This window comes from Vibrio sp. 704 (genome assembly GCF_033339295.1).
Map to the genome: position 1 here is coordinate 46,891 of NZ_JAWOUH010000009.1, position 23,846 is coordinate 70,736.

15 protein-coding genes are annotated in these 23,846 nt (G+C 46.7%); 7 read left to right on the plus strand and 8 right to left on the minus strand.

Annotated features, from left to right (window positions below; translation table 11 throughout):
* The first annotated feature begins 316 nt into the window (after positions 1 to 316).
* The 5 genes from R7R24_RS13860 (at position 317) to R7R24_RS13880 (ending at position 7,672) form a co-directional block, all read left to right on the plus strand.
* The gene (locus R7R24_RS13860; protein ID WP_206946986.1) at positions 317 to 1,108 is read left to right on the plus strand and encodes a hypothetical protein; all 792 of its coding nucleotides are present in this window, start codon (positions 317 to 319) and stop codon (positions 1,106 to 1,108) included.
* A 90-nt stretch (positions 1,109 to 1,198) separates the two neighbouring features.
* A complete protein-coding gene (gene vmeP / locus R7R24_RS13865; RefSeq protein WP_054578671.1) occupies positions 1,199 to 2,341 on the plus strand; it encodes an efflux RND transporter periplasmic adaptor subunit VmeP in 1,143 nt (380 codons plus the stop codon).
* Between the two features lie 10 nt (positions 2,342 to 2,351).
* On the plus strand, positions 2,352 to 5,492 hold the full coding sequence (gene vmeQ / locus R7R24_RS13870; protein WP_054578672.1) for an efflux RND transporter permease subunit VmeQ: 3,141 nt from the start codon (positions 2,352 to 2,354) through the stop codon (positions 5,490 to 5,492).
* 120 nt (positions 5,493 to 5,612) lie between these two features.
* A complete protein-coding gene (locus R7R24_RS13875) occupies positions 5,613 to 6,698 on the plus strand; it encodes an OmpP1/FadL family transporter (protein WP_017635244.1) in 1,086 nt (361 codons plus the stop codon).
* A 176-nt stretch (positions 6,699 to 6,874) separates the two neighbouring features.
* Positions 6,875 to 7,672: a hypothetical protein gene (locus tag R7R24_RS13880; protein ID WP_005385112.1), complete on the plus strand. Its 798-nt coding sequence runs from the start codon at positions 6,875 to 6,877 to the stop codon at positions 7,670 to 7,672.
* A gap of 47 nt (positions 7,673 to 7,719) precedes the next feature.
* On the opposite strand, the gene speG is transcribed toward R7R24_RS13880, so the two are convergent.
* Positions 7,720 to 8,259 (minus strand): spermidine N1-acetyltransferase, encoded by a 540-nt coding sequence (gene speG / locus R7R24_RS13885; protein WP_005375417.1) that lies wholly within the window; start codon positions 8,257 to 8,259, stop codon positions 7,720 to 7,722.
* Positions 8,260 to 8,505: 246 nt separating this feature from the next.
* Here speG and R7R24_RS13890 point away from each other — a divergent pair, with 246 nt between their 5' ends.
* On the plus strand, positions 8,506 to 8,658 hold the full coding sequence (locus tag R7R24_RS13890) for a hypothetical protein (protein ID WP_005375418.1): 153 nt from the start codon (positions 8,506 to 8,508) through the stop codon (positions 8,656 to 8,658).
* A gap of 112 nt (positions 8,659 to 8,770) precedes the next feature.
* On the opposite strand, the gene R7R24_RS13895 is transcribed toward R7R24_RS13890, so the two are convergent.
* The 7 genes from R7R24_RS13895 to R7R24_RS13925 form a co-directional block, all read right to left on the minus strand.
* Positions 8,771 to 9,820: a sensor domain-containing diguanylate cyclase gene (locus tag R7R24_RS13895; RefSeq protein ID WP_025998663.1), complete on the minus strand. Its 1,050-nt coding sequence runs from the start codon at positions 9,818 to 9,820 to the stop codon at positions 8,771 to 8,773.
* Between the two features lie 282 nt (positions 9,821 to 10,102).
* On the minus strand, positions 10,103 to 10,954 hold the full coding sequence (locus tag R7R24_RS13900) for a carbenicillin-hydrolyzing class A beta-lactamase CARB-42 (protein ID WP_005375420.1): 852 nt from the start codon (positions 10,952 to 10,954) through the stop codon (positions 10,103 to 10,105).
* A gap of 326 nt (positions 10,955 to 11,280) precedes the next feature.
* Complete coding sequence (copI, locus tag R7R24_RS13905; RefSeq protein WP_054578673.1) at positions 11,281 to 11,847, minus strand: copper-resistant cuproprotein CopI; 567 nt, start codon at positions 11,845 to 11,847, stop codon at positions 11,281 to 11,283.
* 76 nt (positions 11,848 to 11,923) lie between these two features.
* The gene (locus tag R7R24_RS13910) at positions 11,924 to 15,133 is read right to left on the minus strand and encodes an efflux RND transporter permease subunit (RefSeq protein ID WP_054578674.1); all 3,210 of its coding nucleotides are present in this window, start codon (positions 15,131 to 15,133) and stop codon (positions 11,924 to 11,926) included.
* A 2-nt stretch (positions 15,134 to 15,135) separates the two neighbouring features.
* Positions 15,136 to 16,854: an efflux RND transporter periplasmic adaptor subunit gene (locus R7R24_RS13915; protein ID WP_054578675.1), complete on the minus strand. Its 1,719-nt coding sequence runs from the start codon at positions 16,852 to 16,854 to the stop codon at positions 15,136 to 15,138.
* Between the two features lie 164 nt (positions 16,855 to 17,018).
* Positions 17,019 to 18,410 carry a TolC family protein gene (locus tag R7R24_RS13920; protein ID WP_054578676.1) on the minus strand — a complete coding sequence of 464 codons (1,392 nt, stop codon included), beginning with the start codon at positions 18,408 to 18,410 and terminating at the stop codon, positions 17,019 to 17,021.
* Between the two features lie 135 nt (positions 18,411 to 18,545).
* The gene (locus tag R7R24_RS13925; protein ID WP_136976489.1) at positions 18,546 to 18,968 is read right to left on the minus strand and encodes a hypothetical protein; all 423 of its coding nucleotides are present in this window, start codon (positions 18,966 to 18,968) and stop codon (positions 18,546 to 18,548) included.
* 315 nt (positions 18,969 to 19,283) lie between these two features.
* On the opposite strand from R7R24_RS13925, the gene fdhF reads away from it, so the two are divergent.
* Positions 19,284 to 23,522, plus strand: a complete 4,239-nt coding sequence (gene fdhF, locus R7R24_RS13930; RefSeq protein ID WP_206946991.1) for a formate dehydrogenase subunit alpha — start codon at positions 19,284 to 19,286, stop codon at positions 23,520 to 23,522.
* Positions 23,523 to 23,846 lie beyond the last annotated feature (324 nt).

The following is a 23,846-nucleotide window of genomic DNA, read 5'->3' on the forward strand; positions in this document are numbered from 1 at the left end:
ATCACCTAAATCCATTGCACTCTCTATTTATATGGTAAGATTAATTAATCATTCGTTCTAATGATAATTGAATTTTAATAAGTTTTAATATTTCCTTCTTCGTTAGTATTACCAAATTTCAAGTTATATAAGATATAAGTAGCGGTGATTGAACTTTTACGATGCTTTATTTTATTTTAATTAAAGCGTCGAATGTTTCGTCATTATTGAATTTGCTTTGATAATTTATGTTATCCAAAGCGAGTTGTGTTGCTTGCTATTTATGATGACCTCATGACGTGAATAATTTTATAATCATTAAAATGGATACAGTTTTATGAATTTAGTGAAACCGTCTGTTGCCATTATGGTTGCAGCCCTACAACTCGCGTCTTCTGCCTATGCGCAGACAAACAATAACGAAGAACTACAAGATATGTCTGACCCACTTGCGGTATACACCCAAGCTGGCTTTGGTATTACTGATAAAGGCGCGAACATCAAAATCGGTCAAACTTACCAATCTAGCCAGCCTGGTACCATGGCGATGAACATCATTGAAATGAAAGGCATTGGTGGTGAGCTATTTGGCATTCGCGACAATGACGATCCAATATATGCCAACGTTGATGACAGCATTGACTCTTTCCGACTACGTAATTTCCAAGTAGAAGTCGCAAAAGGTCTAGGCCGTCAATTAGATGTAAACTACGACGTTGATAACGATAAATTAGATGCATCTTATAGCTTTATTCAAGGTCTACCTAAGTTTGGTATGTTGCAGCTATTTCCTTTAGCTGGTGCGGGTGTCACTATTGCTAATGATTTTAGTGGTGATGACAAAGGTTATGAAATTCCAGTTACTTTCACTGTTGTGGGTATGTACTCAAAAATTGAATTAACCGATAAAATCTGGATTAACTACAACCCAATGTATATGCATACGTTGTCAGGGTCTAGTCAATATAAAGATACTTATTATGCAGGTGAAGATAATATCTTGGCTCATGAGTTTGCGTTGTCTTATCAAATTAATCCTCGCGCAAATATTCGTTACTTTGCAAACTGGAATGATCACGTTAATTTCGGTGATGGTGATCACCGTATCGAATTTAACTACCAATTCTAACTCCCTCGTTTATTTCCAGAATAGAAAGTGTGTTTATCCATATATTTAAATATTTAGGCTAGGGCACTTTCTACATAAAGTAGGTTTATCATGAAAGCCAAATATAAATTTGCGTTGGTATCTATTGCTATATCTTCTGCATTACTATCAGGATGCAAAACTGGCGATATCGCAACGAAAACTGCTCAAGCACCCTCTGTTGAAACCGTTACCCTAACCGAAACAAAAATCACTCCTTATCATACTTTTATCGGTCGAACTGAAGCGGTAAATGACGTTGATATTATGCCTCGAGTCGGTGGAGAATTAACCGCGATTCATTTTAAAGATGGCGATATGGTCGAAAAAGGCCAATTGCTGTTTGAAATCGACGACCGTCCTTACAAAGCGGCACTGGCGTATGCAAAAGCGTCGTTGCAAAAAGCAAAAGCACAACTCGTTCAAACTACGCGTGATGCAGAACGTGTGAAGAAACTCATCAAAGATAAAAGCATCAGTGAGCAGCAATACGATGACGCCATTGCCGCGCAAGCCGCAGCGATTGCTTCGGTAGAAGAGGCGAAGGCGACGCTGGTTTCAGCAAGGCTCGATCTTGAATTTAGCTCTGTGCGTGCTCCTTTCTCTGGTCGCGTGGGTTTCAGCAACTTCCGAGTGGGTGACCGTATTTCGAAAATTCAACTCGTTCCTCTTGTTTCGATCACTCAAATCGACCCAATTCGCTTTGGCTTTGATGTGGATGAGAAGCTCTACCGCCGCGTAAGAAGTGCCATTGATGTGGCTCATCGTAACGATGACAAACTGGATGTTGATTTAACACTGACGCTTTCAGACGGCTCATTGTATCCACTTGATGGCAAGATCTACGCCGTTGGCAACAAGATCGATTTAGAAACAGGCTCAATTCGAGCAGAAGCACAATTCGATAACCCAACTTACGCGCTTATGCCGGGTGAATATGGCAACTTGACCATCAAGCTGCGCAACAAAACCATTGATGGTTTGCTTATCCCATCGGCGGCTGTTCAACAAGACCAAGCGGGTGACTACGTCATGGTGGTTGGTGATGATCACGTGGTGTCTCGTCGTAACGTTGAACTCGGTCAGACCTACGGTGTGAAACGTGCTGTGCTGACTGGTTTGGCGGCTAACGAAAAAGTCATCGTCAATGGTCTACAAAAAGTGCGTCCGGGTGCAACGGTGAAAGACGTTGAGCTACAGAGTGAACAAGGCTGAGTGAGTACTGATGTTAAGTAAATTTTTCATTCACCGGCCGAAGTTTGCTTTGGTGATCTCACTGGCTATGACATTGATGGGCATGATCGCCCTGAAAGTCTTGCCAATTTCTGAGTATCCTCAAATCTCTCCAACGGTAATTACGGTGAGCACCATGTATCCGGGGGCAAACGCGGACGTGGTTAAAAAGACCGTAGCACAACCGATAGAAGCCAAAGTCAACGGCGTTGAAGACATGATTTACATGTCTTCTGTGATTGGTAACGATGGCTCATACACATTGCGTATTTACTTCCGAGTGGGCGCAGATGGCGATATGGCGCAGGTTCGTGTGAACAACTTGGTGGCACAGGCGACGTCGTCTCTACCACAAGAAGTAAACCAAATCGGTGTGACGGTTAAGAAGAAATCTTCCGACATGCTGGGCGTTATCACACTGCGTTCTCCGAAACAGTCTCACGACAGTATCTACCTTTCTAACTACGCGGATCTCAATATTGTCGAGCGTCTAAAACGTATCGAAGGTATGAGTGACATTACGCTGCTGGGTAAGAAAGACTACTCAATGCGTATTTGGTTGAACCCAAATAAACTGGCTACCTTGAAGCTTTCTGCTAGCGATGTTATTGGCGCAATTAAAACGCAAAACATCCAAGTGGCGGCGGGTAAGATCGGTGGTATGCCAGCTCCGGGTGACCAGCAATATCAATATGTTTTGCAAACCAAAGGCCGCCTTACTTCTGCGGAAGAGTTCGAGAACATCATCATCCGCGCGAGCAGGAAAGGTTCTTTGATTCGCTTGAAAGATGTGGCTCGTGTGGAAGTTGGCGCACAAGGTTACGAAGCTGATGGTCGTATGAATAACGAACCAGCCGCCGTTCTGGCATTGTACCAGTTGCCGACAGCGAACGCGCTAGACGTGATGGAACGCGTGAAAGAGGCAATGAAAGAGTACGAGAAATCGTTCCCAGATGATTTGGTTTACGACATCGCTTATGACTCTACCGAATACGTAGAGACATCGATTGATGAAGTGTACGAGACGTTGGTGATTGCGGTACTTCTTGTCACCTTCGTTGTGTATGTTTTCTTGCAGAACTGGCGAGCGACTATCATTCCAACCTTTGCGATTCCGGTTTCCATCATTGCGACGTTCGCAATCATGGGCGTGATTGGCATGACCATTAACACGATCTCGTTGTTTGGCTTGATCCTCGCCATCGGTATCGTGGTGGACGATGCGATCATCGTGGTAGAGAACGTGGAGCGGGTTATCCATGAAGAGCATTTAGACTCGATTCCGGCCACGATCCAAGCTATGAAAGAAGTGACGGGGCCAGTATTGGCAACAACGCTTATTTTGTTGGCGGTATTCGTACCGGTTGCGCTATTGCCGGGTATTTCCGGTCGAATGTTCAACCAGTTCGCAGTCACCATCTGTGTGTCGGTGCTGATCTCTGCGATCAACGCATTAACGTTAACGCCAGCGCTTTGTGCGTTGATGTTGAAATCAACTCACTCGCAACCTATTGCGCCTTTGCGTGCGTTTAATCGAGGTTTTGAAGCAATAACGCGCAAATACCAAGGTTTAGTTGGCTTCTTGAGCCGTCGTATTGTGCTGAGTATCGGTGTGTATGGCGCGCTTATTGCGGTGCTGGCATTTGCGTTCATGACCGTACCTTCCTCTTTCGTACCGAACGAAGACAAAGGCGTGTTCATGGTCGAAATGCGTTTGCCAGACGCAGCAGCATTGCAGCGTACTGCACCATTAATGAAGAAGTACGTTGATGAACTAAAACAGATGGAAGGTGTGGAGAACGTGGTTTCGGTTGCGGGCTTCTCGGTAATTAACATGGCGTCGATTCCAAACTCGGGCATGTTGATCATCAAACTGGATAACTGGAGCAAACGTAAAGACCCTGAGCTACACCAACGCGCATTGATGAATAAAGTTAACCAAATGCTGAACTCAACACCAGATGCCGCTTCGTTCGTTTTCGCGACGCCGGCAATCAAAGGTATGGGTGCGGTAGATGGTTTCAACCTTGTGCTGCAAGACAACTTGGGCCGTTCTCCACAAGAGTTGGCAAAAACAACCGCTGATTTTGTTGCCCAAATCAACCAACTGCCTGAAGTGGCGCGTGCGTTCTCGATTTTCCGTGCGAATATTCCGCAACGTTACATCGATATTGATCGCGATAAAGCGATTTCGATGGGCGTACCGTTGAATGAAATCTTCAGCACACTGCAAGCACAGTTGGGCGGCGCCTACATTTCTGACTTCAACTTGTTTGGTCGTTCGTACCAAGTGAAAGTGCAAGCAGAAGAGCAATACCGTGACAATATCGACGACATCAACCATCTGTTTGTTCGCTCAAGCTCTGGAAAAATGGTGTCACTGGCAACGCTAGTGAAAGTGAAGCCGATCTTCGGCCCAGATACCTTGTCGAACTACAACATGTTCAGTTCTGCAACCGTGAACGGTGCGCCAGCGCCAGGTTACAGCTCGGGTGATGTTGTAAAAGCCATTGAAAAACTGGCTGCGGAATCTTTGCCAAGTGGTTACTCATACGAGTGGTCAGGCATGACTTACCAAGAGATGAAAGCAGGCAACATGGCGCCGATCGCGTTCGCATTGTCTTTGCTGTTCACATACTTGTTCTTGGTGGCTCAGTACGAAAGTTGGACCATTCCTGCAGCGGTAATGATGGCGGTTCCAGTCGCGATTCTCGGCGCAATGGGCACGCTACTGCTGGTGGGACAACCGTTCGACTTGTACGTGCAGATTGGTGTGGTCATCTTGATCGGTATGTCCGCCAAAGTGGCGATTCTTATCGTGGAATTTGCCAAAGTTCTGCGAGAAGAAAAGGGCTTATCCATCATTGATGCTGCCAAAGAAGCTGCTCGAATCCGTTTCCGTGCAGTACAGATGACCGCATTTGCCTTCATCTGGGGGGTATTCCCGTTGGTGATTGCATCGGGTGCCGGTGCGGCATCTCGTCACTCACTGGGCTTTGCAGTATTCGGCGGCATGATTCTCTCTACGTTTGTAGGCACGTTACTGACGCCAGTGTTCTTCGTGATGATGCAATATCTGCGCGAGAAGTTTAAGCGAAAGAAACCCACTGAACTTGAGGTGAGCGAGCAATAACGCTGATTTCAACTGACTGACTCCACAACACCCCCACGCTGTGTGCGATTGGCCAATGCCTTTCATTGATATACAACCACCGTCGCAGCGTGGGTTCCCCAAACAATAATAGGTTTTAGCATGAAAAATCTTTCAAAAATCGTCGTAGCGAGCTCTCTACTGACGTGTGCTGCTGCGCAAGCGGGTGGGTTATACCTTTACGAAACAACTGCATCGGATATTGGTTTGGCATCCGCTGGTATGGCGGCTCGTGCGCAAGATGCCTCAGTAATGGCAGCAAACCCGGCTGGTCTGGCGAATGTTTCTGGTAAATCTTTCTCTGGTAACCTGATTGGCCTTTACGGTGACGCGCAACTAGACACGATGACTGGCGATGCGGGCAACGTGATTGGTTTTGTTCCTATGGCGTCGGCATTTTACAGCCAACAAGTAAACGACAAATGGACGCTGGGTATTGGTCTGTATGGCAACTACGGCCTTGGCCTCGAGTACGAAGGTCTTTTGGATAATCATTTAGATATTCCTACAGCAACGACGCAAGCCTTAACCATTCAACCTTCCGCTTCTTACCGCATCAATGATCACTGGTCTGTGGGTGCGGCGCTTGGTATTCAGTACGGTATGTATGAAGTGGAAACGAAGGGAGTCTTGAACTTCAATGACGAAGACCAAGATACTCAGGTCAACGGCCGAGTAGGTGTGCTTTATGAGGCAACATCAGGCACGCGTCTTGGTCTGTCTTACTCTTCTGAAGCCGAATTTGAATTCGACAAGAGTAACTCCATTGCTCCACAACAACTGATCTTCAGTGCTTACCACGAAGTGAATGATGACCTAGCGGTGATGTGGAACGTGAACTGGCAAGACTGGAGCGAATACACAACCACGCTGAACGTAGAGACACAAGACACTTACCAAATCGCATTAGGTACTCAGTACAAACTGAATGAAAAAATGATGTGGAATGCAGGTTTTGCATTCGATACCAGCATGTATGAAAGTCAATCAAACGGTGACATTACCGTTCCTACTGGCAAGGCGTACCGCATTGGTACAGGCATTGATTACAAATTGGATTCAGAAAACTCAATTGGTTTCGCGTTGGAAGCGATCTTGATGGAATCGTCGGAAACGCCACGCTTACAAGCTGGCTTTGATGAGCCTGCTCTGTACTTCATGAGCATGAGCTACAACTGGAAAAACTAATCATTCCTAATCGCTAAAACGCCTTCCTTACAGGCCATTCCACCCTAACTACCTGCACTGGATGCTGTCACACCATCTAAGGTAGTTAGGGCGCTTCTGTCACATCCAGTGAGTGATGATTCAAAAAGTCTCTGCGCAGCTAAGTGCGGGTATTCAACATCTCAAAGGACTAAAAAATGAAAAATAAACTAGCGTTAGTGTGTACGACTTTGTTGGTCAGTACGCTGGCTCATGGTGCCGAGCATCGAGTAAAAGACAATAAAAACAAGTTGGCGGATGACCCAACAAAAGTCATCACGAAATTTGGCGCCTCATACGCAAACAACTACGATTTTGATGATCAAAACATCTCATTCTCGGGCTCACTTGCGCTTGACCAAGCGCGCAAAATCAACCTGCGTATCAATGATGATGCGAGCGAGTGGCGTATTGGTGGCTCGTGGTTGTTTCCGGTCGGTATCGTGAACTTCAACTTCGGTAAAAATGAATACGTAAACGGCGCGGATCAAACCAACTACAGCGTTGGTACCTTTATGCCGCTAAGTTATTTCGGGATTGAGCCAGCAGGCTTCCAAATTTTCCCAATGGCAGGCTATACGTACAACACTGGTGATGTTCCTGTTTGTGACGGTGCAGAAAGTAGTCTCTGTAGCGAGCCTAACTTTACGGGTACGCCAAGTGCAGAGAATGGCTTCAATATGATGAGCTCTTCAGGCAGTAGCGGTTACGTTGGTGCATTTGCGCTGAAATCGTTTACCAAAGAGCTGACGTTAATCAGCTTCGCAGCAGGCACTTACGGCTCAGAAAACAGTGAAGGAGAGAACTACAAAGGCTTCTTTGGTGGTATTGGTCTTGGTTACCTCGTGAGCAAACGCCACTCTTTTAACGTAATGACGTTTGTCATGGACAACAACACCTATTTGGATGAAGCAGACAAGCGCATCGTATTATCATATCAATATCAATTTGAATAAATAAAAACGCAGCCCAAATAGCTGCGTTTTTACTTTGATAGAATGAACTAGTGAATTGAGTTGTTTTCTTCGATCTTTTTCTGGTATTGGTGTTTTAATATATACATGCGCTTAACATCGCTGTAAGCGCCGTTAATAAAGTATTCTTCTACAAGGTGACCTTCTTCGATAAAGCCGCACTTTTTGTATAAGTGAATAGCGACTTCGTTATCCACTGCGACTAATAAGTAGATTTTACGTAGATTAAGAATTGAGAATGAGTAATCTAACGCACGATTAATCATCTCTGTCGCATAACCTCGGCCTTGATGCTCTGGGGCGATGATTATCTGAAATTCCGCGCTGCGGTGAATGTAGTTAATCTCGATCAGCTCAACTAAGCCAATTACGATGCCGTCTTCATCTTCGACGACAAAACGCCTTTCAGCGTCATCATGTATATGTTTTCGATAAAGTTCTTCGAGCTCGTCATAAGACTCGTAAGGTTCTTCGAACCAGTAGGCCATGATATTTCGGTTGTTATTCAGTTCATGAATAAAGCGCAAATCAGAACGCTCTAATGCACGCATTTTTAGGCCTTTCTTCATCATTTTTCTCCAATGAGGGCGGAGAATACCTCCGCACTTGATGCTAGAAAATATTACCGTATTTCACAAGAATAGCGCATCTTTTTTTGGAAAATATCCTGTGATTTTCAATGTGGAAACTTAGAGTTCACGACAAATATAAATTAATCTTTACGATAAAAAACTCGATTAGGTGCTTTGCCTAATATCGTATTAAATACCGCGCAACGACTTAGTGTCTTAATCTAAACAAACAAGGTATTCAATATGTTTTCAATCGGTGACGTAGTAGTAGCGACTAAAGGTATCGATCTTGGCGAAATGGTTGTTACAGGTTTAAGCAGTGGCGGTTTTTACACACATGTAAAAGCAGGCGAAAAAACACTAACTTACCCAGCTAAAGATCTTAAGAAAGCATAATTAAATTTGCTCATTCTTATTTTAAACTGGCTTAAAGTTCGTATTAGTTATTTTAAGCGGGTTAGAATCGATAAAAGGTAGCGCAATGAGTCGCTACCTTTTTTTATTTTTTCTACCTTTCTTCACCAATATGAAACTCAACGCGATTTCTTCCAGTTTCTTTTGCCTTGTAAAGTGCTAAGTCGGCGCGTTTAACTAATGGTTCAAATGAGTCGTCGAGACGACAGACTTGAGTGACCCCAATACTCGCGGTGAAGCTCATATCACAACCTGAATGTTGAACGGTCGTCGTTTCTAGTGCATTACGAATTGTTTCTAATGTGTCTAGAGCTTGCTGTGATGAGCGACTTCTTAATACGATGGCAAACTCTTCACCGCCAACTCTGGCAAGTAAGTCACAATCAAGTAGATGACTTTTAATAGTATTGACTGCATGGATCAGTGATTTATCGCCTGCGTCATGACCAAATCGGTCATTGAGGCTTTTAAAATTGTCGAGATCTAAAATAGCAACATGGAAGTCAATGCCCAGGGTTCGGTATTCATTTAGGCGGCTTTCGATTTGTCGCATGAACTCTCTGCGGTTTGGAATACCTGTTAGATCATCCGTCGTGGCGAGGTGTTCCATTTTCATAATCTGTATATGAAGGGCAATGTTTAAAGCAATCCAATTAGCGATGCACTGAAGCTGTGCCGCTTGTTCGTTTGTGTAAATGTGCGTTTGATGATGCGCAACATTAAGCGTTCCTAGGCAGACTTTACCGTGCATTAAAGGCGCGTCCATACACGTCCCCATACCATTGGATGCGAGCATCACACAATCGATCTCATCAGATTGCGTAACATCGTCGCAGATCATCAGTTGTTGCTTTTTGAACACTCGGCCAACAAACGCTTGATGAATGGGCACTAAAAATTCAGCGGGAATCGCTTTACTACCAGAGAAAGAGTAGACCTTTAAATGATCATTGTTTTCATAAAGTGTGATACTCGCACGGTCAGAATTAAATATACGATTTATCCATTCTGCCACCGTATCAAGTACTTGCTGTAGTGTTTCCGATTGAGCTAAAAAGTGAACAAACCCTATCGGCATACATATCGGACTTTCCATGTTTTGCATCGATAAGTCATCAGGGTTAAAAGTTCTTTCAAGTCTCAATAGACATCTCCTTGGCAATGTTGCAAATAACAACAATAAATTACGTGAAGCTATTTTGTAGAAAATGTGCTTCTTGGTAAGAGTATGGTTTAATTATCGCCATTTGTGTGAATTTGGTTGCTTAATGTGGGCGTTAACTCACCCTAAATAAGTAAATCTTATACCTATTTATAAGTAAGTCATTACTCAATAAGTGGTGTTTTTAAGATGGAAGTACAGAATGAGCCCTTCTGGAAGAGAAGGGCTAGAAAAGGATACAAATAGGGTCAGGTGAGTGGTGACTTAATTGTCTTTGTACTTTTGTAAAATCAACTGACTTATCTGCGCAACGAGTTGGTCCCTAGCTTGAAGTGAGAGCTCGGTTTCTGTGACATAAATACTAATGTAAACAGGTCGATGATTTTCCTTCCATATAATCGCGTTAATGCCCCGCGAACCATGACCTCCCGCACCAGAACGGTCTGCAATAGACCAACCTGTTGGTAATACAGAACGCATTAACGAGTCTGAAACTTTGTTGTCCTGCATCCAGATTTTTAATTGTACACGAGACTCATAAGACAACGTTTCGCCTTCGACCAAAGTTCGAAGAGTGTTTAGTATGGCGTTAGGTGTGGTTGTGTCGCGGCTGTCGCCTGGTGTGGCTTCGTTCAAGCGAGGTTCTATTCTGTCTAGGCGCGTTGCTTTATCTCCAATTGTTCGCAGAAACATTGTTACGGCCTTAGGGCCGCCAATTTCATTTAATACTAAGTTGGCTGCGGTATTATCACTCATTAACATAGCGGCTTCACACGCGTGCTCTATGCGTGTGTTTTGGCCTGCGAGCTTATCCATCACTGGAGACCATACAACGATACTGCGCTCATCGACTTTTGCGGTCGCATTTTTACTTAGCTTACCGCTGTCCATATCACTTAGCATTTTGGCACAAGCTAGGGTTTTGAATGTGCTCATGAGTGGGAAGCGTTCATCGCCACGGTAATCCCAACGCTCGTCTGCTTGGGTATCCCAAACTGACACCCCAATTCTGCTTGAGGTTTGTTGCTCGAGGAGAGAAATGTCCTCATTCAGTTGGGACGCGTAACTTAGGGTTGAGCAAACCATTAGCCCAGCCAACAAAAATAACTTTTTCATGGATCGTGTTCTTCAATTTTAGTTTTAGTTCGCACCGTAGCGATGTCACGTAAACTATAACGAGCCAATACTCTAAACACTGTTAAATCTATGTCTATTTTATGTAGGATTCTTTGCAATACGCTTAAACGGTCTCAATATGGGGAGAAGAGTGTTGCTATCAAGGCCTGTAGTTTGGCTTATATATTACGTCGGTGATTCGGTCATAAAAATATCTTAGCGTGAGACACTGGCTCAGAATTTCTTATCATGAGCTAACGAATAGTTTGATCCAGAGAAATAAAAGGAGCTGAATCATCAGCTCCTTTGTCTAGTTGGATAATTACTTACAGTTCAATCTTTTTAACCATGCCCGATTCTGCATGGCCCGGAATGTTGCACGCGAACTCAACATTGTTGTCACCGTGGAAATGCCACAACAACTGCTTCGCTTTACCCGGTTCTACCGTCACAGAGTTGCCCGAGTCGTGCATGTGATCACCGCTCATTGTCTTCATCATTTCGCGATGTTTTAGCTGCTCTTTAGCCGAACCAATCGTAAACTCGTGGTTGATCTTACCTGTGTTCATGACTACAAACTGCACCACATCGTTTGGCTCAATCTTAACGTCTTTCTTGAACTTAATAGTCATGTCATCACCCAAGATAACGTGTACCACCTTGTCTGGCTTTGCACCTTTTGCTGGCATACCTACTGCCGACATGCCCGGCATATCCATCATGTTTGAATGGTCCATTTTACTGTGGTCCATCTTCATGCTGCCGTGGTCCATATTTTCATGCTTCATGTTGCTATGATCCATGTTCGCGTGGTCCATGTTTGAATGATCCATTTGGGCAAACGCAGTCGTTGTTGTTAGGGCTAGAGTAAGAGTGATTAGTGTCTTTTTCATTTTTATATCCTTGTTTTAATTCATTAATAACTTGGTTGCTTCCCCCCAAACGAATTGATTGAGGGGAAGGTAGGGATTAAGCCTTGTTGCCAGTGCGATCTGTGCTGGCGGCGTTTTCGATTTGGTTGCCAGTTTGCGTGCTTGTTTGGCTCGGAGTTGAGTTGCTTGGGCGCAACTCACGTTGTTTCCACAGCTTGAAGATGGCTGGAAGTACCAACAGCGTCAGCAGCAGTGCTGAGGCCATACCGCCAATCATTGGCGCGGCGATACGTTGCATTACTTCTGATCCTGTACCTTCGCCGTACATGATCGGAATCAGACCAATAATTACTGTCAGTACCGTCATCATTACTGGGCGAACACGCAGGCCCGCACCTTCACGAATGGCATCGGTTAGGTCTTTCGCCTCAAGCTTTTGTTTACTCTCTTCCGCATCCAGCTTCTTGTAGTGCCATGCTTGGTTGAGGTAGACGAGCATGATGACCCCAATTTCAACCGCGACGCCTGCTAGGGCAATAAAGCCAACCCCGACGGCAATTGAGAAGTTGTAGTTGAGGATATGCATGAGCCACAAACCACCGACCATAGCGAGCGGTAGGGTAAGCATGATGATCATCACTTCGCCAACGCGACGGAAGCTGAAGTAAAGCAGCAGCATAATGATGGCGATAGTGATTGGTACCACGACACTCAAGCGGTCTTTCGCACGCTCCATGTATTCGTATTGACCAGACCAAGCCAGCGAGTAACCCGCAGGAAGTTCCAATTGATCAGCCACGACCTGTTGCGCTTCTACGACGTAAGAGCCAAGGTCACGACCATCGATGTCGACAAATACCCAGCCGTTTGGACGCGCGTTTTCTGTCTTGATCATCGGAGGGCCGTCTTCGTAACGAATGTCCGCTACGTCAGCCAGCGCAATACGAGCGCCATTTGGTGTGACTAATGGTAGGTTTTGCAGTTTAACCACTGAATCACGGTAGTCTTGTGGGTAACGAACATTGATTGGGTAACGCTCCAAGCCTTCAATGGTTTCACCCACATTCATGCCACCCACCGCAGTGGAGATCACTTGCTGAACGTCTTTGATGCTTAAGCCATAACGCGCTGCGGCACGACGTTTAATGTCGATCGTGACGTAACGACCGCCTGCTACACGTTCTGCGTAAACCGATGCCGTGCCTTGTACGCCATTAAGAATTGGCTCTAGCTGAGAACCGATCTTCTCAATCACTTTCAGATCAGGTCCGGCGATCTTAATGCCGATAGGGGTTTTGATGCCCGTTGCCAACATGTCGATACGCGTTTTGATCGGCATTACCCAAGCGTTAGTAAGACCAGGGAACTGAACCAGCTTGTCGAACTCTTTGCGCAGTGACTCGGTTGTTACCCCTTCACGCCATTGGTCGCGTGGCTTCAACTGAATCACGGTTTCAATCATGGTGAGTGGCGCTGGATCGGTTGCGGTCTCAGCTCGGCCAATTTTGCCCCATACGGTTTTCACTTCTGGAACGGTTTTGATCAGCTTGTTGGTTTGTTGTAGAAGCACGCGCGCTTTACCAATTGAGATACCCGGATAGGTCGTTGGCATGTACATCAAGTCGCCTTCATCCAGCGGCGGGATGAACTCGCTACCCAGTTTACTGGTTGGGTAGTAAGCCGATGCCATTAGACCTAATGCGATAACAATCATGGTCTTAGGGTATTTTAAGCTGGTGTTCAACAGCGGGCGGTACAGCGCGACCAAGCCGCGGTTAACCGGGTTTTTGTGTTCCGGTAACACCTTACCGCGGATGAAGTAGCCCATAAGTACAGGCACGAGCGTGATTGCCAAACCTGCTGCCGCTGCCATGGCGTACGTCTTAGTGAACGCAAGCGGCGAGAACATCTTGCCTTCTTGGCCTTCTAAGGCGAACACCGGTACGAAACTAAGAGTAATGATCAGCAATGAGAAGAACAGCGGAGCGCCGACCTCTTCTGCGGCTTTGCCAATCACTTGCCAGCGGTTTTTATCGGTCAGTGGCGTTCGTTCAATGTGCTTGTGAACGTTTTCAATCATCACGATCGCACCATCTACCATGGCTCCGATGGCTATCGCAATACCACCCAAGGACATGATGTTGGCGTTGATGCCTTGCCAATGCATTACGATAAACGCACTAAGAATGCCAACCGGTAGGCTCAGAGCGATAACCAATGAAGAACGAATGTGGAACAGGAACAACGCACACACAATCGCGACGACGATGAACTCTTCTGCAAGCTTCTTCCAGAGGTTTTCTACCGCTGAATCGATAAGAGTAGAACGGTCGTAGGTTGCAACAATTTCCACGCCTTCTGGTAGGCTGCGTTGTAAGTCTGCGAGTTTGTCTTTGACTTTCGCAATCACTTCACTGGCATTTTCACCAAAGCGCATCACGATAACACCACCCACTGCTTCACCTTCGCCATTCAGCTCTGAGATACCACGGCGCATTTGTGGGCCAAGGTTAATGTCTGCGATATCACCTAATAGCAACGGCGTGCCTTTCTCAGTGACTTTGAGAGGCAGTGACTTGATGTCTTCAATGCTGGTTAGGTAGCCTGTGGTACGAACCATGTGCTCGGCTTCGGCCACTTCGATAACGGACGCGCCGGTTTCTTGGTTGCCGTTTTGGATTGCCATGTTCACTTGTTGCAAAGTGAGGTTGTACGCACGCAGCTTGGCAGGATCAATCTGCACTTGATACTGCTTCACCATACCGCCCACGGTAGCGACTTCAGAAACGCCATCAACGGTTTGCAATTCGTACTTCAAGAACCAGTCTTGCAGGCTGCGAAGATCAGCCAAATCATGCTTGCCAGTTTTGTCTTGTAATACGTAGCTGTAAACCCAGCCCACGCCCGTTGCATCAGGACCTAGGGTTGGTTTTGCGTTCGGTGGCAGCTTTGGTGCTACTTGGCTTAAGTACTCCAACACGCGTGAACGTGCCCAGTACATGTCGGTATCATCGTTGAAAATGATATAAACGTAAGAGTCACCAAAGAAAGAGTAGCCACGAACCGTCTCAGCTCCCGGCACGGCAAGCATGGCGGTGGTGAGTGGGTAAGTAACTTGATCCTCGACGACTTGAGGAGCTTGACCCGGATAGCTTGTCTTGATGATCACTTGCACATCAGAAAGATCTGGAATCGCATCAACAGGCGTATTCTTTACACTGTAAAGTCCGCCTAATACAAGGGCTAAGGTCGCGACCAACACTAGGAATCGGTTGCTCAGTGACCAACGAATAATAGCATTGATCATAATTAACCCTCGACGGCTGATGTTGCAGGAACTAGCTGTTTAAGAACGTAGTCAGATCCTTGTTTTTCAACTAGAAACCGAACTTTCTGTCCTTCTTCAAAACCCGATAGATCAACGTCTTCACCCACAGAGAAGTTCATCTCTCCAGCATCCCAGTTCCATTCTGCAACCGGTAGGTGGTTTAAGGTGATCATGCCAAAGTCGGCCATCAGCATGCTAATGTCACCAGTTAGCCAAACTTCTGCGGCAATGACGCTGTTGTCTGCCTTATAGTCGATGATTTGGTACTGACCCGACTCCGTCTTTTGCATTTCAAATTCGATAGCCTGACCTTTTTTCAAGTCACCCATCTCGACGCCATCTGCGAAAGTGAAGTTCATTACCATGCCCGGCCAATCCCATTCTGGTACAGGCTGGTGGTTGATGGTCAGCATGCGGTGATCTTTCATCACATCCGTGATCTCACCTTTGGCCCATGCCGTTTCTGCTGCCGCTTCTACACCATTGATGCGAGACAGATCCGCCGACTGGCTTGATTCAGAATCGAGCATGAAGTGAGATGACGTAACGATCTTGTCGCCTTGTTTAAGTCCTTGTAATACTTCGATTTGTTCGCCAGCTTCGCGGCCAACTTCAATTCGAGCAGAACGGTATTTGCCTTCGCCCTCAGCCAGAACAACGCGAGTCATACCGCCAGAGCGGATAACAGATGATTTAGGAATCGTTAATACTGCGTCGTCAGTAACAGGCTGCAGAGCAATATTGGCGAACATGTTTGGCTTCAATGCGCCATCTGGATTGGGGAATTTAAGACGCACACGCAACGTACGTGTTTTCGGATCGAGGATTGGGTACACGTAATCGACAACACCTTGCCATTCATTGCCCGGAATCGCGTCAAGGGTCATCGTGGCTTGAGAACCCGCTTTCATCCAGTGTGCTTGACGCTCAAAGACTTCAGCATCAACCCAAACATTGTCCAAAGGACCTGCACTGATCACCGCTTGAGCAGGGGACAAATAGCCACCTTCACGCACGTTTAAGCTCGCGATAACACCATCAGCAGGCGCTTTGACTTCAATGGTTTGCGATGCTTTACCACTACGAGTAATGGATTGGATTTGAGCGCGGTCAACACCAAGCGTTACCAAGCGTTCGGTCGCGCCTTTTACCAGACCTTTGCGGCCAGTGCGGTACGCATTCAGCAATTCTTCTTGTGCTTTAACCAGTTCTGGAGAGTAGAGCGTGAAAAGCACATCGCCTTTCTTCACTTTCTCACCCACAGCATTGATGTAGAGTTTTTCTACCCAACCCGCCACGCGAACGTTGGTTTGCCATAACAGACTTTCATCAAAGGCAATATAGCCAACTGTTTCGATGCGTGGTGATAACTGCTGCAATGTCGCGTTTGCGGTTTTAACCCCGAGGTTGTTTTCTACTGAAGGGTCAATAGTCACAGTACCCGGTGCGTCTTGTTCACCGGATAGATCTTCTGCGTAAACCGGAATCAAATCCATGCCCATTGGGGATTTACCCGGTTTGTCGCGTTTGTAATTCGGATCCATTGGGGCAACCCAGTAAAGTGGATCATTGGAGCTTGCAGCAGATTCGCCACCCATCGCACTCATGTCGTGAGCCGAGCCCGTAAGAAAATGATTAGCACCAAACCCTAAAGCACCACCAACAATCAGCGCGATGGTTGCAATTTTAAATGTTTTCATTGTTTTACCTTATTTTCCCCTTCACATTTGACGCTACAGCGTTGTTGCCTGCTCTCGTTCACCCAAATCACATAGCAGATCCCTTAGTTTGTTAGGGAAAGTGCTCATGGGATTCTCTTGTTTGCCGCCTAGCTGTAGCCCCAACTGTCTTGGGGAATCACAAATTAATATGTCGAAATAGAGCGAGCTTCCGGTGAAGCCACTTGATAGTCGAAACCACCGAGTAGGGTGGCTAAATTGCTGTTTGCGATGTTGAGATCGGTCAGTAGACGTTGTTGCTCCAATTGCAGAGCCAACTCGTCAGTCGTGGCGGAAATCACATCGTTAAACTGCGCTGTGTTGTTTTGATAACCCCGCTCAACGGCTTGAATGCGCGCTTTCGCTTGAGGCAATAAGGTGGATTGATAACGTTCTAAGCGTTGGGTTAAGTTGCCGCGATCAACCAACAGAGTGTTCACCTTGGCATTCATCTGCGTTAGTAAGGTGTCTTTTTGTGATTGTGCCGCGCCAACTTGGTATTGAGCGGCCGCGAGATTGCGATCTTGGCGGTCACCCGTAAACAACGGAATGTCCATGGTTAGGTAAGCGCTGACCAAATCGGAGGCGGGTTCACCCATCATGTTGTCGGCTTGGCGGTAGGCGTACATTACTTCGACGCCAAATTGTGGGTTGTAGGCTTGCTCAGCAATTTCCACCTGCGTTTTATTGGCAGAAATACTGACGTCGGCCATCTTAACCATCGGGTGTTGGCTGAGTTGCTGATAATGCTTGGTGGAACCCTGACTGGCAGCAAGTTTGCTGTTCAGTGTGTCCCAATTAAGTTGATTGCTCGCGTGCAGAGCCTCTTCGTTTGCCAACCAATCTGACCCCAACCATTCGGAGAGTTGAGAGATAAGACGACGTTGCATTTGTGCGTTGGCTTGCAGTTTCTCATCTAACTTGCTGACTTGAAGCTGGGCATTGAGCAGATCTTGCGCTTCACTCTTACCAATCGAATAGTTGGTTTGAATAAAGCTTTCCATCTCCTTCATCAACTTGCGATTCTCAAGCATGATTTGCTCAGCGCGTTGCTGGTAACCAAGCTCTAACCAAAGTTGAGTCATGCTGTTGGCTACCTCAAGCTCACGAGCATGCACTTGAAGCCCAAGGCCATCGGCTTGTTGGTTGGCTTTCTTCTGTTGCAAATCAAGCGTAGAGCCACGCTCAAACTGTTGCATTAAACCAACGGAGATGTTGGTCATTGGGTCTTCATCGAATTTGAAGCTGTCGACAGGCAAGCCACCAAAACCCACTTTCAGTTTTGGGTCCATCAAGGTTGCACTTGCGACGCCCGTTTCACGCATGGCAGCAGATTGCGCTGAGTATTGCTTACGATTGCCATCGTTACTCAAAGCGACGTTGATCAGTTGGGCAAGCTTGGTCGTTGAAGCTCGCTCAGTTGATGCGGAATTTTGCGCTGCGTGCGTCTCTTTACCTGCGGCGTTAACCAAGGTTGGCGCAGCGACCAGAGCCACCATAAAAATAGGTGAAGCTAAGCGGTATGGTTTGATATCCATAATCTAAATCCAGTGTTCGCCGGATCGACGGAGGTGCGGATTTTATTGCGGGAACAGTAAAGCCTTGTTACCTCATCGTTCAGGCGCATTAAAACAACCTGCGATACACGCGCAGGGTCGAATGCTAGGACGAATTTAGGTTATAGGAGGTCGGTATAGGTCGCGGCTGACGTGTACGACAGGGGAAGCAACTTCAGGAGTAATAGTTGCGCGATAGACAACGGGCATTGGGCTATTGATAGGATTCGGTAGGGGGACGAAAACTATCGTACACGCGGCAGTACAGCAGGTATGAACCATGCCGGAGCCTCCACCACAGTTCATGCTGGTTTCTCTTGCATCGCCATCTTCGGACATAGAAGCGTCAGTCATGGAGACGTCCATCATGCCAGGCATACCGCAGTGTTCGCTGTCACTCATCATAGAAGGATGGTGAGCCATGCCAATAGACATCATTTGAATATTCATCAACGGCTCACTGTTCGCCACACTAGATACCAATAGCACTAGCGTCGTGAAGAGAGTTAACCAGATTGTATGCAGCGATTTTAAGTGCATACCCTTTCCCATGTGTTTGATGAAAATGATGAAAACCCTTCGATTCTAAAGGTTAACCTAAGGGTAAGGTCAATCATTTATTACTCTTATTATCAAAATAGTCCAACCCTTCTGTTTTCGCACTTTCGAGGGAGTAAAACGTTTGTTAAACACCGAGTGTTGAAAGTTAGCGAAAGAAGCCCTCGCTTTTTATGACACGTGAAAAATGTGGTTTATAAGTTTTACATCACACTAACTTGTCTTACAAATGATTATCCTTATAGAATGCATGGTTTTACTTGTGCAGATTTGGATTTGCTTTGCTGCGGGGGTTGCATGATAGAAATTGTCATCGATGGAAAATATAGAATTGTAGAAGAGGGTCTAACCCTTTTAGAAGCAGCAAAAGTGTGTGGGGTCGAGATCCCATCGCTGTGCGGAATGAACAAAAGTAATGAAAAAGTACCGTGTGACTTGTGTGTGGTTGAAGTCGAAAGCGGCGGTACTAAGCGTGCGTGTGAACTTGAAGTTTACCGGGGCCTTAATGTGGTCACGCAATCAGAACAATTAAGCGAGCACCGCAGAAAAGCACTCAACCGCATAATGACGGACCATTACGCCGATTGTGAAGCGCCATGTAAAACCGCGTGTCCAGCGGGCGTTGATATCCAATCGTACCTTTATCACATCGCACAGAACGATCATCAAAAAGCGATTGAAGTGATTAAGCGTACGCTTCCTATGCCGCTATCGATTGGTCGTGTGTGCCCGGCATTTTGTGAGAGTGAATGTCGCCGCTCGTTAGTCGATGAACCAATCGCAATTCGTCAGCTAAAACGTCATGCCGCGGATGCGGATTTGTCTGCGCATGAAGCCTATGTACCAGAAAAGAAACCAAGTAAAGGGTTGAACATTGCCGTCGTCGGCAGTGGTCCTGGTGGTCTAACGGCTGGCTACTACCTATCGAACGAAGGCTATGACGTTACGGTCTTTGAATCCATGCCAAAAGCGGGCGGTTGGTTGCGTTACGGTATTCCTGAATACCGTTTGCCAAAAGACATTCTCGATAAAGAAATCGAACTGATGTGCCGTAATGGCATGCAAGTTCACACTAATCAAAAGCTGGGTGTGGATTTCACGCTTTCTCAATTGAGCGAAGAATACGATGCGGTGTGTTTAGCTGTCGGCGCGTCTCAAGCGGTTGAAATGCATTACACAGGCAGTGACCTTGAAGGTTGCTACTTAGGCGTTGATTACCTTAAAGATTACGTCACTGAGCAAAACTATGTAACGGGTCAGAAAGTCGCGGTGATCGGCGGTGGTAATACGGCAATTGACTGTGCTCGTACTGCGCGTCGTGCTGGTGCAGACACCACGTTGATTTATCGTCGTACACGTGACGAAATGCCGGCAGAAGACTACGAGATTGTCGAAGCGGAACACGAAGGGGTGAAATTCCACTTCTTGACCAACCCTGCAGAAAACCTTGCCGATGAAACTGGACGCGTGAGTGCGATTCGCCTAGAGCGCATGGCATTGGGTGAGCCGGATGCATCTGGTCGTCGCAGCCCTAAACCAACCGGCGAGTTCTTCACCGAAGAGTTCGACACCGTGATTGCAGCAGTATCGCAAAAGCCAGACCTGAGCTTCCTCGAAGGTGAAGATTTGTCGATTCCGCTTACACGCTGGAACACCTCTGATGCAGATGAAAAGACCATGCACACCGGCATGGGCAACATCTTCAGTATTGGTGATTTCCGCCGTGGTCCTGCAACGGCAGTTGAAGCCGTGGGAGATGGCCGCGTTGCGGCAAAAGCCATTGATCTGTTTTTGAATGGCGATATGGCAGATATGCCAAAGGCGGCGTTTAACTCGCGTAAAGAGAAGAAACTCTCTCAAGTTGATCCGCTTCACTTCGAGAACATCCAGAAAGTCGCTCGCTCTATCATGCCTGAACTGACTCCAGCACAACGCGAGCAAAGCTTCGCTGAAGTGGAGTTGGGCTTTGATAACGAAGAAGCGATGAAGGAAGCTGCACGCTGCCTTGAATGTGGCTGTCAGGCAAATACCGATTGTGCGCTGCGTGATTACTCCACCGAATATGAAGCTGAGCAAAGCTTTGACTTCTCCTTACAGATTAAATCGCATCAAGATTGGTTAGATCTTCGTGCGAAAGACTTGCGTCATAAGTACGAAGTTGACCGTAGCTCTGAGTTTATTGAGTTTGATGCCAACCGCTGTATTAGCTGTGGTCAGTGTATCCAAGCGTGTCGTGACAAAGCCGTGCACGGCGTACTGAACTTTGTGTGCGACAAACAAGGTCGTCCTGCATTACGTCCTGACGACCGTCCACACTTTGGAAGTAACAAGAATGGCTTAACCCTAATGGGTGATTCGAACTGCGTGCAATGTGGCGCGTGCGTTCAAGTGTGTCCAACGGGCGCAATGGTCGATAGTCGTGACCGTTCGCAAGGCCGTACTGAAGATCTGAAAGCGGTCGACACCATTTGTACATACTGTGGTGTGGGCTGTAAGTTGACCATGTTCGTGGACGAAGCAACCAATACGATTCGTTACGTGAAGGGCGGTGACTCGCCAGTGAACCAAGGCATGCTGTGTGTGAAAGGACGCTTTGGTTTTGACTTCATTGGCAGTGAAGAGCGTCTTACCACGCCATTGATCCGTAAAGATGGTTGGTTGCAGCCTGCAAGCTGGGAAGAGGCGATTCAACTGATTGCGAGTAAGTTCTCTGGCATCAAGCAAGATTTTGGCAGCAACGCATTGGCGGGCTTCTCTTCAGCGAAAACCACTAACGAAGACAACTACGCGTTCCAAAAATTTGTCCGTCGTGAACTGGGCACTAACAACGTCGACCACTGTGCGCGTTTGTGCCACGCATCGAGTGTAACCGGTCTTGAGGCATCACTGGGTAGTGGTGCAATGACCAACGACATTCCAAGCATTAAGCACTCGGATGTGATCTTTATTATCGGTTCGGATACTACATCAGCACACCCGATCATCGCTTCACATATCAAACAAGCAATTCGTCACCACGGCGCTCGCTTGATTGTGGCTGACCCGAAACGTGTCGATATGGCAGAGCATGCAGAGCTGTATATGGCGCACCGTCCGGGTACAGATGTGATGCTCCTAAATGGTGTCATGCAGCAGATCATCAAGAACGGTTGGTACGATCAAGAGTACATCGAAGAACGTGTCGACGGCTTTGATACCTTATTGCAAGAAGTGATGTCGCCAGCTTACAACCTCGATAAAGTGGAGTTGGTTACAGGCGTAAAAGCCGAAGACATTCAAGCAATGGCGCGCATGATCGGCACCGCGGATCGTACGGCTGTTTACTACTCGATGGGGATTACTCAGCACACGACAGGTCATGACAACGTGCGTTCTATCGCTAACCTGCAATTGCTGTGTGGCAACATCGGCATTGAAGGTGGCGGTATCAACCCGTTGCGTGGTCAATCAAACGTGCAAGGCGCGTGTGATATGGGCGCTTTGCCAAACAGCTTCCCGGGCTACCAAAAGGTATACAACCCAATTGTGCGTCAGAAGTTTGCGATTGAATGGAACGCACCAAATCTGCCTTCTGAACAAGGTCTAACCCTGACAGAAATCATTGATGCGGCTTGCCATCGTGACGTTCGTGGTATGTACATCATGGGTGAGAACCCAGTGTTGAGTGACCCGAACCAAGCGCATGTGATTGAAGGTTTAGAAGCACTCGATTTCTTGGTGGTTCAAGACATCTTCTTAACGGAAACCGCACAATACGCGGATGTGGTTCTACCTTCTTGCTCGTTTGCAGAGAAAGCGGGTCACTTCACCAATACGGAGCGTCGTGTTCAGCGTGTGAATCCCGTCGTAACGGCACCGGGTGAAGCGAAAGAAGATTGGTGGATTATTCAAGAAATTGCCAATGCCATGGGCAGTGATTGGGATTACCACTGCGTGTCTGATATCACCAATGAAATCGCACGAGTGACACCTCAATACGCGGGTCTTCGTTGGGATGCCATTACGCCAAACGGTGTGCAATGGCCGAGCAACAAGAACAACCCTGCGGGTACTCGCATCATGCACCAAACCCAGTTTACTCGTGGTAAAGGTCAAATGGTGGGCGTACCGTTCCGTTATGCGGCTGAGCTGCCAGATGAAGAGTACCCACTTGTGTTAACGACGGGTCGCGTACTTGAGCAGTTCCATACTGGAACCATGACGCGCAAAACCAAAGGGTTGGATAATCTGGCTGGCCCTCGTGCGATGGTGAGCGTGGAAGACGCAGAGGCACTTGGCATCAGTAATGGTCGGCGTCTGACGGTGTCTACACGTCGCGGCAGCATTGAGATTGATGCCTTTGTGACTAAGCGGATTCAAAAAGGTGTGGTGTTTATTCCTTTCCACTTTGTTGAATCGCCAGTCAACCGCCTAACGACAACGGCAACTGACCCGCATGCGAAGATCCCTGAGTTCAAGGTCGCTGCGGTTAAAGTGGAAGTGAGCGAGAAAACAACGCAGACAGAGTCTCTCGAAGATAGTTACCAACACGTTTAAATTCGGTGAGTCACATTGTTGTGGTCACTGACAATTTGAGCCTAGTTGATGGGCGGATAATCTAATCTTGATTTCCGCTCTCACTATATTCACTCGGATTGTCTTTTTCTTCCAACTCCTTTTACTTTTCTGTTATCACCGCGCTCCGGTTAGTTTTCCTTTCTTACTTCTTACTTCTTACTTCTTGCTGTCTCTGCGGCGTATTTTTTTGTTCAAGCCCATGATGAGAGTTCAATAAAGTTTGTTGTTGAGCTTGTCATAGAATTGACTGTCTCTGACTGTCCTCTGTTATTTGGGCAAGTTCTATAACCTAAACTTTGCTCG